General features: G+C 69.9%; 11 protein-coding genes. 6 read left to right on the plus strand and 5 right to left on the minus strand.

The window, feature by feature from the left end:
- The first annotated feature begins 50 nt into the window (after nt 1-50).
- On the plus strand, nt 51-446 hold the full coding sequence (locus tag EDC02_RS17430; protein WP_123602875.1) for a hypothetical protein: 396 nt from the start codon (nt 51-53) through the stop codon (nt 444-446).
- An 82-nt stretch (nt 447-528) separates the two neighbouring features.
- On the opposite strand, the gene EDC02_RS17435 is transcribed toward EDC02_RS17430, so the two are convergent.
- A complete protein-coding gene (locus EDC02_RS17435; protein ID WP_123602876.1) occupies nt 529-3,267 on the minus strand; it encodes a cellulose binding domain-containing protein in 2,739 nt (912 codons plus the stop codon).
- Nucleotides 3,268-3,512: 245 nt separating this feature from the next.
- Here EDC02_RS17435 and EDC02_RS17440 point away from each other — a divergent pair, with 245 nt between their 5' ends.
- Nucleotides 3,513-3,953 carry a hypothetical protein gene (locus tag EDC02_RS17440; protein WP_123602877.1) on the plus strand — a complete coding sequence of 147 codons (441 nt, stop codon included), beginning with the start codon at nt 3,513-3,515 and terminating at the stop codon, nt 3,951-3,953.
- A gap of 176 nt (nt 3,954-4,129) precedes the next feature.
- Nucleotides 4,130-4,546: a hypothetical protein gene (locus EDC02_RS17445; protein ID WP_123602878.1), complete on the plus strand. Its 417-nt coding sequence runs from the start codon at nt 4,130-4,132 to the stop codon at nt 4,544-4,546.
- 113 nt (nt 4,547-4,659) lie between these two features.
- Here EDC02_RS17445 and EDC02_RS17450 read toward each other — a convergent pair whose 3' ends face one another.
- A complete protein-coding gene (locus tag EDC02_RS17450) occupies nt 4,660-5,892 on the minus strand; it encodes a hypothetical protein (protein WP_123602879.1) in 1,233 nt (410 codons plus the stop codon).
- Nucleotides 5,893-6,417: 525 nt separating this feature from the next.
- Complete coding sequence (locus EDC02_RS17455; protein WP_370461549.1) at nt 6,418-7,110, minus strand: trypsin-like serine protease; 693 nt, start codon at nt 7,108-7,110, stop codon at nt 6,418-6,420.
- Between the two features lie 355 nt (nt 7,111-7,465).
- Here EDC02_RS17455 and EDC02_RS17460 point away from each other — a divergent pair, with 355 nt between their 5' ends.
- Nucleotides 7,466-11,398 (plus strand): patatin-like protein, encoded by a 3,933-nt coding sequence (locus tag EDC02_RS17460; RefSeq protein WP_148083496.1) that lies wholly within the window; start codon nt 7,466-7,468, stop codon nt 11,396-11,398.
- Here the strand turns inward: EDC02_RS17460 and EDC02_RS17465 are convergent.
- Nucleotides 11,363-13,462, minus strand: a complete 2,100-nt coding sequence (locus EDC02_RS17465; protein ID WP_123602882.1) for a prolyl oligopeptidase family protein — start codon at nt 13,460-13,462, stop codon at nt 11,363-11,365. The genes EDC02_RS17460 and EDC02_RS17465 overlap by 36 nt on opposite strands.
- Before the next feature lie 285 nt (nt 13,463-13,747).
- Here EDC02_RS17465 and EDC02_RS17470 point away from each other — a divergent pair, with 285 nt between their 5' ends.
- The gene (locus tag EDC02_RS17470) at nt 13,748-15,340 is read left to right on the plus strand and encodes a restriction endonuclease (RefSeq protein WP_123602883.1); all 1,593 of its coding nucleotides are present in this window, start codon (nt 13,748-13,750) and stop codon (nt 15,338-15,340) included.
- A gap of 58 nt (nt 15,341-15,398) precedes the next feature.
- On the opposite strand, the gene EDC02_RS17475 is transcribed toward EDC02_RS17470, so the two are convergent.
- Nucleotides 15,399-16,655: an FAD-binding protein gene (locus EDC02_RS17475; protein ID WP_123602884.1), complete on the minus strand. Its 1,257-nt coding sequence runs from the start codon at nt 16,653-16,655 to the stop codon at nt 15,399-15,401.
- 77 nt (nt 16,656-16,732) lie between these two features.
- On the opposite strand from EDC02_RS17475, the gene EDC02_RS17480 reads away from it, so the two are divergent.
- On the plus strand, nt 16,733-17,737 hold the full coding sequence (locus EDC02_RS17480; protein ID WP_123602885.1) for a 2-hydroxyacid dehydrogenase: 1,005 nt from the start codon (nt 16,733-16,735) through the stop codon (nt 17,735-17,737).
- The last annotated feature ends 4 nt before the right edge of the window (nt 17,738-17,741 follow it).

A 17,741-nucleotide genomic window follows, 5' to 3' on the forward strand; every position in this document is an offset into this window, starting at 1 on the left:
ACAGCCCGCCGGGCACTTCCGGCAGCCGTGGCGCTGGAGGAGGTAGCAGCATGTTCGCGACCAACCTGATGGAGCGCCGCCGCCAGCCGCAACGCGTCACCGACCAGGCCTGGACCCATCTGGTCTCGGCGGTCGACTCCGCCGGTGACGCCGCTCGCCTGGCCCGCCGGCACACCTCGAACCTCGCCACCGAGACCGGATCGCGGATGGGCCCGGCCAGCGCAGAGGCGCGGCACCGGGCGCGGGCGGCCGTCGACGCGCTCGCTGGCCGTCGCCGGGCCATGCCGTGGGCGTGGCTCGCCGGTGCGGCGGCGGCCGGAGTGGCCCTCGGCTGGCTGGCCGGGGCGATGACCCGGTCGGTGCTCCGGCCCGGTGAGCGGTCCGACGAGGCCCGGATCGAGTTCGTCGACGTGGACCAGCCGACCGACAGTACCGCGCGACGGTGATCGGCACCGACCACAGTACGGCCGCCAGGGGCGGCGTCGACCGACATCGACGCCGCCCCTGGCCGTGCATCCGCCACCCAGCTCAGTCCGCTGCGCAGCTCACGCCCGCCGGAACCCGGTTACCCGCGGTCCAGTCGGCCAGGAAGCCCAGTGTGGTGCTGGCCCCGGGACCGAGGTCACCGTTCCACGAGACGTTGCGGGCCGTGACATCGTCACCGGTCTGCGTGTGCTGCCCGCCCCAGAGCTGGGTGATCCGCTGACCGTCGGGGAAAGTCCAGGTCACCGTCCAGCCGGTGATCCCGGCGCTGCCGGTGTTGGTCACCCGTACCTCACCCTGGAAGCCGCCCTGCCAGGAGCCGACTACCTGGTAGACCGCCGTGCATCCGCCCGGCGGCGGGGTGGTCGGACCGGGCGTGGGGCTGCCACTCGGACTCACCGACGGACTCGGCCCCGTGGTGGGACTCACCGACGGGCTCGGACTGGCCGACGGGCTGACCGACGGGGTCGGGCCGACAGTCGGTGACGGCGGGGCACCGAGCCGGTCCGCCATCAGGATGCCGCGGCCGTTGGTGCCGAGGTACACCCGGCCGTACACCCGGGGATCGCCCGTGATCGCGTCGCCCATGTTGCCGTACTGATGCTGGTCGTCGTTGATCCGCACCCAACTGGCACCGGTGTCGTCGGAGCGGAACACCCCGGTTACCCCGTCGATCGTGCCGACCAGGAAGACGGCGTGGTAACCGGCCCCGGGTGCGCCCTTGCCGAACCCGACGTTGCGACCGGCGGTGACGCCGGCCACCCGGCTGAACGTGGCACCGGAGTCGGTGGAACGGAACAGGCCGGAGTCGCCGGCCAGCCAGATGTGACCTTCATGGCCGGCGACCGCGGCGAACCGGCCCTGCTCGGCCGGCAGCCCGGTGGCCACCGAGACGGCGAAGCTGCGACCCCCGTCGGTGCTGACATAGAACTGCCCGTCCGCGTAGGCGTAGAACGTCTCGCCGTCGACCCGGTCGGCCTCCACCCGCGCCCCGGCCGGCACCCCGGTGGACGGGCTGAACCCACCGCCGAAGCTGGTCGCATGGTGCACGCCGACGCCGCCCGGACTCCACACCACCGCGCCACCGTCGGCCGCGACGGCGACCGTACCGCCGGAGGTGACGCCGGCGGGCTCGCTGCCGGCGTACCAGTTGGCCCCGGAACTGTACGAATAGGCGATGTGGCTGACTCCGGAGTCACCGTTGCCGACCCGGACCATCTGCTGCGGGTTCAGCTCGGCGTAGTCGATGCTGGTGTTGCCGGAGAGGTTGGGCTGGTCATGCATCATCGCCGGCACGGTGTCCGGGTCGGTGTGCCGGAAGCCACCGATGTCGCCGAGCCCGGAGATCAGGAACGCGTCGCCGGTCGGCGGGCTGACCAGGTCGAGCACCGCGGTCTCCTCCAGGCCCTCGACCATGGTACGGATGGCGACCGTGCCGCCGTCGTCCAGCGCGGTGAGGTTGGTGGAGCCGTAGATGGTGGCACCGGTGCCGTACATGAACCGGTCCGGGTCGTGCGGGTCGATCGCCAACGCCTCGGTCATCCAGCCGAGCTTCGGGGTGACCTCCGGCGGCTGCGGGTTGGCCCCCCAGGACAGCCACGGCGAGTCGCTGATGTCCATGGTGTAGTGGTTGGTCCGGTTCGGATATGCGATGTCGTAGAACGATGTCCAGGTCGCGCCGCCGTCGGTGCTGCGGTAGATGAACGTGTCCGGCCACCACGAACTGTAGCCGGTCACCATCAGCGTGCCCGGGTTGCTTCGGTCCACGCTCAGCCCGGAGTAGCCGTACCAGTTGTTCGCGGTGTCGTCCGACGGCGTCGGGCTGATCCGGGTCCACTCGCCGGTCGCGGTGGCGTACTTCCAGACGTCGCCGTGGTCGCCGGCGTACGGCCCGCCGTTGTCGCTGGTGGCGATGTAGAGCGTGCCGGTGGCGTGGTCGATCTCGCCCTGGTGGGCGATGAAGCCGGTCGGCTGGCCGGCGAGCCGTTGCCAGGTCACCCCGGCGTCGGTGCTGCGGTAGACCGTGTTCTGCAGGTCCGCCACCCCGACGTAGATGTGCGGGGTACGGCTGCCGGCGCTGCCCGTGGCCTCGTCGAAGGTCACCCAGACCACTCCGGGCTGGTGGTCGAGGTATCCGTTCGGGTCGGCGGGATCCTCGGCCCAGTTGCCGGGGTTCGGGAAGCTGGTCACCTCGGCCCAGCTCTGCCCGTGGTCGGTGCTGCGCCACAGGCCGTTGCCGTTCTCGGCGCCGAAGTAGACGACCCGGTTGTCGTTCGGGTCGACCGCCAGCCGCTCCCCCATGCCCCGGCCGGGCATGTTGCCGCCGACCTTGAACGGCAACTCGGTCGCCTGCCAGGTGTCGCCCTTGTCGGTGGAGCGCAGGATCGCGCCGTTGTTCGGATCCCAGTCGTTGGTGTACATGCCGACCGCCGCGTACAGCCGGTTGGTCTGCACCGGGTCGGTGGCCAGGCTGAGGACACCGTTCCAGCCCCAGCGGTCCCAGCCCACCCAGTCCAGTAGCGGGATCCACGACTGGTCGGCCTGGTTCCAGCGGTAGGCACCGCCGATGTCGGTCCGGGCGTAGAAGAGATCGCGTTCGGTCTCGTTGAAGACGATGCCCGGCACGAAGCCACCGCCGTCGATCCGGACGTTGCGCCAGGAGTAGGGGTCAGCGGCGACGGCGCGGGCCGGCGAGGCGACTCCACCGACCATCACCTGGGTGGCGACGGCCATGACGCCGGCGAGCACCACCGCCGCGAGTGTGCCGGCAAGGGTTCTGCGCATGTAACGGGCTTCCTCTCTGCACAGGCAGAAGAATCCTGCGTCGGGTTTGCCGGGGGTGGCCCAGGCCCCCTCTTCCTGCTTGCCGACTCCCGCAACCGGCCGATGTCCAGACGTTCACACACTCCGCGACAGGGTGTCAATAGTTTGGTTGGCAAACAAATAAAACCCCCACCACCGGTCCGTCCGGCGGTGCGCGGCGGCGGTACGAGCGCACCGGACGGCGGCGTCGACAGTAGGCTGGTCGGGTGGGGCAACGGGACCAGCAGGACTGGGCGCGGCAGCGCCAGCGGGCAATCGCCGCCCACGCGGCCGACCAGCAGCGCCGTCGGGCCGGCGAGGCCCAGCAGGCCGCGGATCTGCTCGCTGATTTCGTCGCGACCGCCCGGCGCCACGGAATCGCCGCGCAGCACCTGTCCGCCCAGCCACACCACGGCCGGGGCCGGTACCGAACCGGGCTGCACGGCTGGTATCTGAAATCGGACCGCACCCTGGCCGTCGGTACGGACGGGAACCTCTACCTGTTGACCGTCCCAGCCAGCCTGCGGTCCAGGTTGACCGGCGCACGCGTCTCCCCCACGGAGCCACGGCTGGTGATCGGTGCCGGCGGTCGCGACGGCGAGTCCATCCCGCTCGCCACCCTGCTCGACCGACGGCTCGCCGCCGCTGGCCCCGGACAGTCCGGCTGACCGGGGCCGCACCTGTCCTCGATTGGACATGACCAGGAACTAGTTACTCTCCGCTGTCAAACATAGACTTCAAGTCACTTGCCGTTCCGCTCGGGCCCGGCGGACGGCACCGGTTCCATCCCTTTTCGGCATCCCGCGTCCACGCCGTGGAATGCCAATCTGCGAGGAGTCCCACCATGTCCGAGTCATTCAACGCGGAACGCGACGCCGGCATCACCGAACAGCCGCCGGTGTCCAAGACCGAACGGGAACAGGCCAGCATCGCGCTGGTCCCCGCCACCACGTCCGGAATGCCGCCGACCGCTCAGAGCTTCTTCGCGGTCGTCAACGCGAACGGCACCCTGGCCCGTGGCTTCGGCGCGGTCTCCGCGACCCGTCTCGCCACCGGCACCTACCAGGTGGTCTTCAGCCACAACCTGACCGGGTCGGCCTACGTCGGCAGCATCGGTCTGTCCGGCAGCGTCGGCGCGTCAGCACCGGGTGAGATCACCGTCGTGGGTCGGGCCGGCATCCCCAACGGGGTGTTCATCCAGACCTTCACCAGCGCCGGTGTGCTGGCCGACCGTGGTTTCCACCTGGCGATCCTCTCCTGACCGGCCGGCTCTGTCGATCAGCCCAGAACCGTCGTACGACCGGAACGGCTGCGGGCCCGGACTCGTTCGAGTCCGGGCCCGCAGCTATGGGGATCGTTGCGCTAGCGCACTGGTCAGTTCACGGTGATCCGGACCGAGTCGAAGGCGGGGGTCTGGTTGGCCCGCTCCGACATCGGCAGCCGGTGCGAACCGTCACCGGCCCAGACCGAGCACTGCGCGACACCGGACTGCGGCATGCCCGAAACCTGGATGGTCACCTGGTCCGGCTCGCGACCGCCACCGCCGTCCTCGGTCGCCACGAAGAACTCCGGCGCCGGAGCCGGGTCGGGCGCGACCTCGGTCGACTGCAGCATCCGACACGCGGTGTGGAAGTGACCGCGGGTCAGGCCCTGCTCGTTGAGCAGCGAGCTCTCGACGTAGTAGCCGCCCTGACCCGCCGCCAGGAAGCGGTCCCGGACCAGGTTACGGGTGCTGACCCGGATGGTGAACGGCTCTTCCACGCCGACCTCGCCCGGGAACTCGGTGATCAGCAGCGACGGGTTGTTGGCGGCCGCGCCGACCTCACCGAACTGGGTGTCGACACAACGGTTGCCGACCTGGAAGCCGTCGTGGTCGTCCAGATTGCTGTCGTCACAGCTGTTGGCCAGGATCTCCAGCCCGTTTCCGCCGTCGTTGCCGCCGCCGTCGTTACCGTTGTCCCCGCCGTCGTTACCGCCGCCGTCGTTGTTGCCGGGGCGGTTGACGAGCTCGCAGGTGGCCAGCTCGTCGAGCCCACGCGGACGCGGCGCGACCCGGCCGATGGCGATCGCGATCCGGTCCAGGGTGGCCACCCGCTTACTGGCCAGCGGGCCGAGAATGGCGTTGTTGATGAAGTTCGGCCCGCCCTGGCCAACACTGTTGGCGAGCCGGTTGTTGGCCTCTTCGATCTGCTTCTCCAGCAGACCGAGGTTGCGCTCCACCTCGGTACGCGCCGCAGCGGGGACCTCCGGCAGTTTGTCCGCGACGGACGGACACTCGATGGTCGGAGCCGCGACGAGGGTCGTACCGCTCTCGCACTCCTCGATCGTGGTCTGTCCGTCACCCCAGTGGTGCCGCACCTCGCGACCGTTCTCCCGGGTCACGGTGGTGGTCACGCCGCCTTCAGCCGTGGAACCCGGGCTCGGCGCGACACACTCCGCGGCGGTACGCAGTTGGTCGTTGGCGGAGGAGACCTGGGTGACCGCGACGATGCCCGCGAACACCGTGACCGTGCCCAGGACAGCGATGATGCGTTTGTTGCGGCCACTGACAGTGCGCTGGTTTCGGCCACGCGGGGTCGAACTGCGCCGTTGTGCCGACCTGTACATGGGGGGTTACCTACTCCTTCTCGTCGAGGGCGGCGCGGTTGACAGGCGTCGTCCGGTGGGGCAGCCGTGTTCTGCTAGCTGGTCAAACGGGTGCCTTCAAACGCCCACTTCCATTGCCGGAACGAGTTCGCACCACGTTTACGAGAAGCCACGCTAAAAGTGGGCTCTCCGGGCTGTCAAGCAGCCCGATCCCGTATCCGGGGAGTCTCACGGTTAGTGGAAAATTGGCGGGCGTCCCTCAACCCGCCGACATCATACTTTCGGTCAATGGGCCGGGTTCAACATCGGCTCAAAAATCTTGTTTCAGCAGCTCAGAGCCGCGTGGCGGGCACCGGCCGTATTCACCTCGTTCGACCGACAAGGCGGCTCACGTACCGCAAGCGACCGCCTGGGAACTCAGTGGAATCGCGCCGGGTCGAGCCGATGCGGCAGTGAGAAAATCCACCCGCCGGGCTATCGCAGGGGTGCGCCGCACCGGCGGACCGGTGCGGCGCACGAAAGGGCAGGGGATCGGGCTGATGCGGGTCAGGCAGGCAGGCCACCCACCTGGGTGTTGATCCAGGAGCGGATCGACGGCAGGTCGCCGTAGATCGACGGGCCGGTGGCACAGGTGGAGTTGTTGTTACCGGCGCGGCTGGTGGCACCGATCAGGTACCACCGCCCGGAGACCTTCCGGACCTGCGGACCACCGGAGTCGCCGTAGCAGGCACCGGCGTTTCCGTTGGTGTTGTTGGTACAGATCTCATAGCCGGCGTCGATGCCGAGACACCGGCTGTCCGCCACGATCGAAGTGTCCAACTCGTGGGCGACGGTCGGGGCCGAGCCGCAGCCACGGGGTGCGCAGGTCTGGCCCCAGCCGATGATCCGGGTGGCGGTGCCGACCGCACCGGAGGTGGTCGGGATCGGCGCCGGGGCGTAGCTCACCGAGCTCGCCAGCTGCATCAGCTTGACGTCGATCCGCGGGTGGTTGACCGCGCGGGTCACCCGGACCACCGTGCCGCCGCTGGTCCGGTTGACGCTGCCCACCCGTACCGAGGTCGGGGTCGGGCAGTGCCGGGCGGTGACCACCCAGTTCGACTTGATCAGCGAACCGGTACAGCCGGAGGTGTAGACCATGAACGGGTAGTTCTCGGTGGCCGGACGGCCGTTCACCACCAGGGTGCCGATCTCGTCGGCGGTGCTGGACGGCGGCGCGGCCTGCACCGTGGTGGCCGGCATCGCGAGGCTGGCGGCGGCGAACCCGGTGGCCAGCAGCATCCGGGACAGGAGCGGGAGTGCCTTCATCGTGCGGTGTCCTCATCGTCAGGGGGTACGCGCCGACCCGATGGGCGGCGCGGCGATAGAACAGGTTGTACGGCCTGTCGGACAGGCGCTGCTGGGTACCCGATGCGAACACTATCGACAGATAGCGATACTTCAATGCTTTTGGGGATACCGGTCCTGCCCTATTACCGGGTGATGGCACGCCCGGACGCCAGCTGTCACAGGATGAGGTCGCCCCGGATCGGCCCGGCATACCGGCGGCCCGTGCGACCATGCGGATGCCTCCCGGTGCTGCCGCGCGGAGGTGACCATGCCGGAGGACCGACGTCCCGCACCAGAGGAGAACGCCCTACCCAACCGCCGTGAGCTGCGGATCGCCCTCGCCATGCGCGGCGGCGTCAGCCTGGCCGTCTGGATCGGTGGGGCGGTCGCGGAGCTGGACGTGCTTCGCCGGACCACACCCGGCCCGCAGGGCACCGCGACCCTGCGGCGGGGGAAGTCCCCGGAACGCCCCGCCCAGCAGCAGCGGGCCGAGATCTACGCCAGCATGCTCCGGCTCGCCCGCTACGACGAGGTGAAAATCGACGTACTCGCCGGTGCCAGTGCCGGTGGTCTCAACGCCGTCGTCTACGGCGTGGCTCAGTGCGTCGGCTCGACCGTCGACGCGGTCCGCAACCTCTGGCTCGACGACGCCGACCTGTGGAAGATGATGCGGCAACCCCGCCCGGTCGGTCGGGTACCGTCGCTGCTGGCCGGCGACAAGTATCTCTACCACCGGATCTGCCGGGCGCTCTACCGGCTGCGCGACCAGGGCCACCCCGAGCTCGCCACCGACGACATGACCGTCGACCTGTCCGCCACCCTGCTGGCCCAGGACCAGAACCAGGAACGCAGCCTGGCCGAAGGGCAGGCCCAGTTCCACTTCACCCGCCGCGACGCTCCGCTCGACACCGGGATCACCGACTTTCCCGGACCCGCCGACCGACCGGACGCCACCGACCATCCGTGCGACGATCCACCACACCCGGTCAAGTACCGGCTGGACCGGCTCGCCCTTGCCGCCCGCGCCACCTCGTCGTTCCCCGGGGCGTTCGAACCCGCGTCGATCCACGCCGTCGCCGGTCACCACAACAAGCTGGAGTACGGCGCCGGCACGGACCGGACCTCGGTGCCGGAGATGTCGATGGTCTTCTCCGGACTGCGGTCGCGGGGAACCAGCCTGCACATCGGGTCCGAACCGTACTACGTGGTCGACGGAGGAATCTTCGACAACATCCCGATCCGGCGGGCGCTGCTGGCGATCTGCCGGACCGCGGCCGTCTCCCCCACCGACCGACGGCTGGTCTACCTGGATCCGGACCCGGCGCCGTCCGCTCGTAGTTCCCCGACTCAGCCGGACAGCAAGGGTGCCCTGCACTGGCTCCGGGTGCTGCTGCGGGCGATCGCGTTGAAGCAACGCACCGAGACCGAGGAGGGCGAACTCGGGCACGTCCGCAGCACCAACGACATCGGCCTCGCCGCCCAGATCCGGCAGCACCTGATCACCCAGCAGATCACGCTCACCAGAGCGCGCCGCCGACCACTGGGCAGTTGGCGACCGCCGGCCTGTGAATGCCGAACCTGCCGCCGGGCCATGATCAGCGACCGAGTCATCAAACGTGACGGCGGTCCGCCACCACCGCTACCGGATCATTATCGTGACTACCGCCACTCCGTCGACGCCCAGAAGATCGCCGAGATTCTCACGAAGCCGGCGGAATACTCCATCGGCCGTCCCGCGCTGTCCGGACCGTATCAGGTTCTCGGCGAGTACGAGGCGCTGAACATCCAGGCACAACTCGACGACATCTACCATCAGGGAACGGGAAACGACGAGGAGGAGTTCCAGGACATCGAAGCGGCCTACAGCGCCACCACCATGCTGATCTCCTGGATCCGTGCACTCGAGGAGAAGAATCGCAACTCCGATTACCGCGACGACCGGGCAGCGGGCGACGAGGCAGCCAAACGCCTACGAAAGGTCAAGGGCAAACTTTACCGGCTGCTGGCGCTGGCCGACCATATCCGCGACCTGGCCGGCGCCGAACTGCTTCGGGACTTCCAGGGAGCGGGCGGCGCGCTGGAGAACCCGGACCTGCTGGTCGCCACCCGCAGGGCGCGCGCCCTGCAGCATGGGCTGCCAGGTCTGCCCGACAAACTCCGCCGGGCGATAGCCGACAGGCAATGCGACGATCAACAGTTCAACCGCATGCTGTTCGAACAGTACCCGGCGAAGTACATGGCCAGGGAAGTGGACATGTCGAGCCACGGAACGACCGCGCTGGACGACATCTGGACGCTGGCCGAGGACCTGAGAGTGGAGTTGCTGGAGATTGGCCAACCGATCGCCAGGCGGAAACTGCGCAGCGACGACGACCTGTGCCCGAAGGACCGGCGAGCCTGGTGCGACTCGGCGTTCAAAGACGTCCACGAGTCACTTCTGCGTAAATTGAGCATCAAGAAGCTGCACACCATCTTCGCGGTGGCCGGCGGCGTGCCGGGAGTGCAACCCGTCGTCCATTACCACAAGATCACCGGCAACCAGGAGAGCCCGCTGCAGCAGAAGTTCCGCAACATCGACTGCAGCGAACGGCGCAAGCGCCTGACCGAGCGGCTGCGCACCGGCCGACTCGAGCCAGCCGATCCGGTAATCAACTCCCGTGCCAAGCTGGCCGGTACCACGCTGCACAACTTCGGAGCCTTCCTCCGTCGGTCGTGGCGGGCCAACGACTGGGCCTGGGGCCGGCTGGACGCCGCCGCCGGCATCACCGACATGATCGTCGACAAACTCTGCGGCTGCTGCGACGACAACGAGCTCAACCGCGTCTGGCAGCGATGGGTCCAGGAGCCCGTCCCCGGTGTGTCGGGGCGGGAGTGGCGGCGGATCCTCACGGGCAGCAATGGTGACCTGCCGCCCGCGCCTACCAGAATGAGCCGCCTGCAGCCCGACCAGCGGGAGTGTCTCAAGCGCGCGCTGAAGAGCTGGCTGCAGTACCAGATCCTGCTGGAGGAGGACCAGGAGGCCAGGGAGACGGGCCGCTCCGACGACCCCGACCAACCCCGGCAGCCAGCGGCGATGGACCACTGGGAGCAACTCACCAACCGGGTGTCCCGCGGTAACGAAGGCGTCCGCGACCTTCCGGTCGCCTACCGCTACGGTCTCTCCAGCCGGGCGGTCCACCTCGCCTACCGGGCCCTCTGGCCGGCGGGCAAGGGCTGGCCGACGAGGGTCGGCCGCGCCATGCTGCTGCTGATCCGGCCGCTGATCGTGTTGCTGCCACTGGCCGCCGATCCGGCCCGCGCCACCGCCACCACCCTGCTGGTCCTGCTCGGCTACGCGGCGGTCGCCGACGCGTCCCGCGCCGACGAGAACCGGCCCGGCTGGGCCGCCGGCGTCGCCGCGCTGCTCGCGGCCGCCGCTGTCGTCGTCGGCTGGATCCGGGGCACCCGGGACTGGGCGCGGCTCGACCGCGAGACCGAATCGTGGAGCGAGGAGTGGCATCGGATCGGCCATCAGATGTGGTGCACCGCCCGGCGCTGGCGGGCCCTGGGCCTGGTACTGGCGGTCGTCTTCACCGCAGTCGGGGTCGGGCTGCTCTGGTTGCTGCCGAGCAGCAGCCTGCTCGGCAACCGCCCGGAAACGCTGGCGATCGTCGGCACCGTCACCGCCACCACCCTGTGGTGGCTCGCCCACCGGCACGATCCGGCCCGGATCCCGCTACCCCGCCTGCGACGGCACAAGCAGCCGTACGACGCGGCGTGGAGCGCGGCGAACCACCGTCGTCACGTCCCCGTCCGGCGGGCCGTCTTCGTCTGCGGCATGCTGTTGCTGCTCCTGCCACTGGTCATCTGGAAACAGCCCCGCCGGCTGCTGGAGGGACTGGCGCTCGAGCCGCTGCGGCTGGTGACCCCCCGCGCCGAGGTCACCATGCACGGCGTTCCCGAAGCGCACTTCCCGGCGATCGGGATCGGACTGCTCGCGGTAGCGCTGAGCGCGGTCCTGCTCTGGGGCTGGACGAAACCGTGGCCGGCTCTCGCCGCGATCATCGGCACCGGCGTAGTGGTCGAAACCACCGCGCATCTGCTGTATCCCGGCCGGGTCGCCAGCGGTCAGCTGACCGTGCTGCTCGTCGTCTGGGCGTCCTGCATGGCGGTGGTCACCGTCTTCCTACCTGTTACCGAGCAGTCCCCCGACCGCGTCTGACGCCGCCCGACGCTCACCGGTCAGGGTCCGCCGGACGAACTCCAGCAGCAGCGCCCATTTGAACGCCTGCTGTGCGTTGTCCGCAGCCGCGGAATGCCCGCCCTCGACGTTCTCGTGGTAGGTGACGTCGTGGCCGTACTCGCGCAGCCGGGCGACCATCTTGCGGGCATGGCCGGGATGGACCCGGTCGTCGCGGGTCGAGGTGAGAAAGAGCGACGGCGGGTACGCCGTACCCCGTCGGACGTTCTGGTACGGCGAGTACTCCCGCAGAAACGCCCAGTCCGCCGGATCGTCGGGGTCACCGTACTCGGCCATCCAGGAGGCTCCGGCGAGCAGCTTGTGATAGCGGCGCATGTCCAGCAGTGGCACCTGCCCGACGACCGCGCCGAACAGCTCCGGGCAGCGGGTCAGCATCACACCCATCAGCAGCCCGCCGTTGCTGCCGCCGTAGGCGCCGAGCCGGTCCGGGCTGGACAGGCCACGGGCGACCAGGTCGGTGGCGACGGCGGCGAAGTCCTCGTACGCGCGGAGCCGGTTCTCCCGTAGCGCGGCGGTGTGCCAGCGCGGTCCGTACTCGCCGCCGCCCCGGATGTTGGCGACCACGAAGCTGCCGCCCCGGGCCAGCCAGCCGGCACCGACGATGCCGCTGTAGGTCGGGGTCCAGGCGACCTCGAAACCCCCGTACCCGGTCATCAGGGTGAGCCCGGCGGCCGGCCCCGGCGGGCTGGTCTCGCCCGGTGTGACCAGGAAATACGGCACCTCGGTGCCGTCGGCGGAGACGGCGAAGAACTGCCGGACGGTCATCTGGTCGGCGGCGAAGAAGGCCGGCCCGGTCTTGACCGGCTGCGTCGGGCCGTCGACGGTGCCGTGCAGCAGCGTCGGTGGCCGGATGAACCCGGCGGTGTGCAGCAGGAACTCGTCGCCCCGGTCCGGCTCGGTGTCGGCCACGTCGGTGTGGTCGAATCCGCCGGCGTCAGGCAGCGTGCGACGCCGCCAGCCGTTGTCACCGGGGGTCAGTACGGTGATCTCGCTACGGACGTCGGTGAGGGTGACCAGCAGCAGATGGTTGCGGGTCCAGGCGTGGTAGCTGTAGGCGGAGCGCTCGGTCGGCTCGAAGACCGTGGTCAACTCCCGTTTGCCGGCCAAGAACTCGTCGACCGGGGTGACCAGCACCGCGCCGGCCGGGTAGGTGACGTCACCGGCCTGCCAGTCGCTGCGCAGCTCAACCAGCAGCCACTGCCGATGCAGGTCGATCTCGGCGTCCGACGGCACGTCGACCAGGCCCCAACTGCCGTCGGGCCGCAGCAGGTAGGTCCGGTTACGAAAGAACTCGGTGCGCCGTACCGCCAGATCGCGCTCGTAGCCGGCGGTTGGATCGTGCACCACGGAGACGGTGACGTCGTCGGCCTCGCCGGCGAACGCCAGCGGGGCGTCGGCCAACGCGGTGCCGCGCCGCCAGCGCCGGATGGTCCGCGGGTAGCCGGAGTTGGTGACGGTGCCGGGCCCGAAGTCGGTGCCCACGTAGATGTGGTCGCGGTCGATCCAGCAGACGGTGCTCTTCGCCTCCGCGACATGGAAACCGTCCGGCACGAAGTCGCGGGTGGTCAGGTCGAACTCGCGGACCACCGCGGCGTCCGATCCGCCCCGGGACAGCACCACCAGGCACCGGTCGTACCCCGGACGCAGCACGTGGGCACCCTTCCAGACCCAGTTCTCCCCTTCGACCCGGGCGAGTTCGTCGAGGTCGAGCAGGATCTCCCAGCTCGGCTGCGGCCGCCGGAACTCGTCGAGGGTGGCCCGCCGCCACACCCCGCGGGGATGTCCGGCGTCCTGCCAGAAGTTGTAGAGGTGGTCCCCGCGCCAGGTCGGGTCGGGGATCTTGTCGGCGGAGTCGAGCACCTGCTTGATCTGGTCCCGCAGCTGGGTGAACCCCGGCTCGGCGGTCCAGCCGGCGGCGGTCTCCGCGTTGCGGTCGCGGACCCAGTCCAGGGCCGCGTCACCGAGCACCTCCTCCAACCAGAGGTACGGATCGTCACCGTGTGCCGCCCGGCCGTCCTTCGCCATCCGTCTGCTCCTCCCCCGCCCCCGGCCCGCTCTGCGGGGGTACGCACCAGGATAGGCAAACTCGTCGTACCGCACCGCCCACCAGTGGGTGCCGCCCAGGGCCGGCCGCGAACGTCGCCGCCGGAAACTGGACACTGGACGCTACCGTGACGGTCGGACAAGATTGACGCACGTCCAACGTGCAAACGCACGTCCAGTTCGCAGACGTGCGACCGGTGATCCGTCCGGGCCGGGTGGCGCAGACGGTCGGGGCGGGAGCGGACCGGCGACGATCGGGGCTGACAGATGAGCAGCATGCAGGAGGCGCAGCGGGCACACGCCCAGCAGGTGCACGCCCAGCACCGGGCCCAGGCCTTCGCGTACCAGCAGCATCAGCAGATGCTCTGGGAGGCGGAGAACGCCCGGCAGGCCGCCGAGCAGGCCGCCGCCGAGGACGAACGCCACCGCAAGCGTCTCTACACCGAGGCCCGCGCGGCGAAGGTCGCGGCGGCCAACGCGAACCTGCGGTCGCGGGTGGCCGAGCTGGAGGAGCTGCTCGCCGACACCCTGGCCGTCGACGACCACATCGACCTCGATCGGCTCAAGCGCAGCAGCACCCCACCGCCGTTTGACCCGGGTGACCTCGGCGTACCGCTGGCCGCACCGCAGTGGTCCGACTTCGCCCCGCCGGAGCCGGCCGGTCTGGGCCGGATGTTCGGCGGCGAGGTCCGCCACCAGCAGCAGGTCGCCGAGGCGCGACAGGTGTTCGAGCAGGCTACCGCGAAACACGAGGCGGCGGAGGCGCAGCGGCGCCGCCGGCTGGCCGCGGCCGAGGAGAAGTACCGTCAGCAGTGCGAGAAGCTGGCCGCCAAGGTCGCCGCGCACAATGCGGCGATCGACCGGTTCTCCGCCGTCTTCGCCGCCGCCGACCCGAAGGCCGTCGTCGAGTACTTCGGGCTGGTGCTCGGAAACTCCGTCTACCCGGACGACTTTCCGCAGCGTTACCGGCTGGCCTACCTGCCCGAGTCCCGTCAGCTGGTGGTCGAGTACCACCTGCCGGCGGTGGAGGTCGTCCCCCGGATCCGGGAGTACCGTTACCAGCCGGCCGACGACGAGGTGACGGCGGTCGGCCGGCCGGCGACCGAGATCGCCGAGCGGTACGCCGACCTCATCACCCAGATCACCCTGCGTACGGTGCACGAGCTGTACGAGGCGGACCGCACCAGGCTGCTGGAGACCGTCTGTATCAACGGCATCGTCGAACGGATCGACCCGGCCACCGGTCGACCGGCCCGGCCCTGCCTGGTCAGTCTGCGTACCACCCGGGACGAGTTCGTCGCGATCAACCTGGCCAACGTCGACCCGGCCGCCTGCCTGCGCCGGCTCGGCGCACGGATCTCCGCCCATCCGGTGGATCTGGCGCCGGTGGCCGCCGTGGTCGACTTCGACCAGGTCGACAAGCGGTTCGCCGACGAGATCGACGTCCTCGCCGATCTGGACCAGCGACCGGACCTGCTGACCATGCCGGCCGACCAGTTCGAGCAGCTGATCGCCGACCTGTTCACCAAGCTCGGGCTGCAGATGCGCCAGGTGCGCACCGCAGCCGACGGCACGGTGGAGTGCATGGCGCACGATCCCCGCCCGTTGTTCGGCGGCACGGTCGTCGTGCTGGCTCGGCGCGGCGGCGGCACCGTGGACGTGTCGGCGGTCCGTGACCTGTTCGGCGTCGTCCAGGCGGAGAACGCCTCGAACGGCATCCTGGTGACCACCGCCGGCTACACCTCGGCGGCCTTCGACTTCGCTGCCGGCAAGCCGCTGGAGCTGATCGACGGCTCGGCGCTGCTGCACATGCTCGCCGAGGCCGGTGGGGTCAAGGCCCGCATCGACCGCCGGGCCTGAGCCGGCGACCGTCGCGGGTCAGCGGGTCAGCGGGTCAGCGGGTCAGCGGGTCAGCGGGTCAGCGGGGAAAGTAACGGTCCAGGAAGTCGTTGTGGAACACCCCGGCCGGGTCGTAGCGGACCAGCAGGTCGGCGAAGTCGTTCCACCGCGAATACCTGCCGGCGAGTTCGTCCCGGCCGATGCCGAACAGCTTGCCCCAGTGCGGTCGGGGGGCGTACGGCGCCAGCGCCTGCTCGACCGCGGCGGTCACCGGCGTCACCGCCGTCGCATCCGCGACCCAGGTGAAGTGGATCGCGACGCTGTCCCGCGTGTGGTTCATGCTCAGCCACAGTTCGTCGGCGGCGACGGTACGGATCTCGCAGACCTGCAGCACAGGCGCGATCCGGTCGCGGATCCGGGCCACCGCGTCGAGGGCGTCGACCACGTCGCCGGCCGCTACCAGGTACTCCGACTGTAGTTCGGCACCGCTGCTCGGGGTGAAGTCGAGCCGGAAGTGCGGCAACCTGGTGTGCCACGGACCGGCCACCCCCAGCTGGCTGGTGCAGTTCTCCACCGGCATCCCGGGCACCGGATGGCGGGGGCCGTCGGCGGCGGCGAGCCCCAACCCGTCGGCGTCGACCGGCGGATGGTCCTGGTCGGTGCGCCGTTTCACCCACACCTGGTCGATACCGGTCCCGGTCCAGCCGGTGAACATGCTGACGCTGTAACCGCTGGCCTGGAGCTGCTCCCATCCGGCGGTGAGCGCGTCGCGGGACAGCCCGTGGTAGACGTACTGGGCCACGTCGAAGGTCGGCTCGATCGCCAGGGTGACGCTGGTGACCACGCCCAGCCCGCCGAGACCGACCACCGCGCCGGCGAAATCGGGATGGGACTGGTCAAGCCGGACCAGGTCTCCGTTGGCGGTCACCAGCTCCACCGCACGTACGGCGGTAGCCAGGTTGCCGTTGCCCCGCCCGGAGCCGTGGGTGGCGGTCGCGCAGGCACCGGCGACCGAGATGTGCGGCAGCGAGGCCAGGTTGTGCAGCGCGTACCCGTGGGCGTGCAGGTGTTCGGCGAGTTCGCCGTAGCGGACGCCGCCACCAGCGGTGACCGTCGACGTCTCAGAGTCGACCGTCACCTCGGCGGGCAGGCCGGCGAGCGAAACGAGGTCTCCGTCGGTGTCGGCGATCCGGTTGAACGAGTGCCCGGTGCCGAGCACCCGCAGCCGGGTCGATCTGCCCACGACCTGTCGCAGTTCGTCGACGGTGGTCGGGCGGTGGACGTGACGCGCGGCAAAGGTGACGTTACGCGCCCAGTTGGTGACCGCTGCGGTCATCAGCCGTTCTCCTCTCGCCGACCCGCCTCACCGTACCCTGGTCCAGCGGAAGCCAAGGTCGCGCCGGAGGAGGTCCCATGCGGGTGGCGGTGTTCAGCACCAAGCCGTACGACAAGCGGTTCCTGATTGCCGCGAATGCCGAGGCCGGTCACGACCTGGTGTTCCTGGAACCGAGGTTGTCGGCGGAGACCGCGTCGTTGGTCGACGGCTGCGACGCGGTCTGCGCGTTCGTCAACGACGATCTCAGCGCACCGGTGCTGGAGACGCTGGCCCGCGCCGGGGTCCGGCTGGTCGCGCTGCGCTCGGCCGGGTTCAACCATGTCGATCTGGCCACCGCGCGCCGGCTCGGGCTGACCGTCACCCGGGTGCCGGGCTATTCGCCGTACGCGGTCGCGGAGCACTGCGCCGGGCTGATCCTGGCGCTCAACCGCAAGATCCACCGGGCCTACAACCGGGTCCGCGAGCACAACTTCGCCCTCAACGGGCTGCTCGGCTTCGACCTGCACGGCCGGACCGTCGGCGTCGTCGGCACCGGCAAGATCGGCGTCCGGTTCATTCGGATCATGGCCGGGTTCGGCTGCCGGGTACTCGCCGCCGACCCGTACCCGTCGGACGAGGCGGTCGCCGCCGGGGCCAGTTACGTCCCGCTGCCGACGCTGCTCGCCGAGTCGGACATCGTCACCCTGCACTGTCCACTCACCCCTGACACCCATCACCTGATCGACGAGGAACGGATCGCGCAGATGCGCGACGGCGTGATGCTGATCAACACCAGCCGGGGCGCGCTGGTCGACACCGCCGCCGTGATCCGTGGCCTGAAGAGCGGCAGGATCGGCTATCTCGGCCTCGACGTGTACGAGGAGGAGGCCGATCTGTTCTTCGAGGACCTGTCCGACCAGATGCTGAGTGACGACCTGTTCTCCCGGCTGGTCACCTTCCCCAACGTGCTGATCACCGGCCACCAGGCGTTCTTCACCGAGGAGGCGCTGCACAACATCGCCACGACCACGATCGGCAGCCTGACCGCGTACGAGCGGGAGGGCTCGTCGGACCACATCCAGCCCGACGCGCTGGTGCGCTGACCCG

The sequence above is a fragment of the Micromonospora sp. Llam0 genome (assembly GCF_003751085.1).
GTDB lineage: Bacteria > Actinomycetota > Actinomycetes > Mycobacteriales > Micromonosporaceae > Micromonospora_E.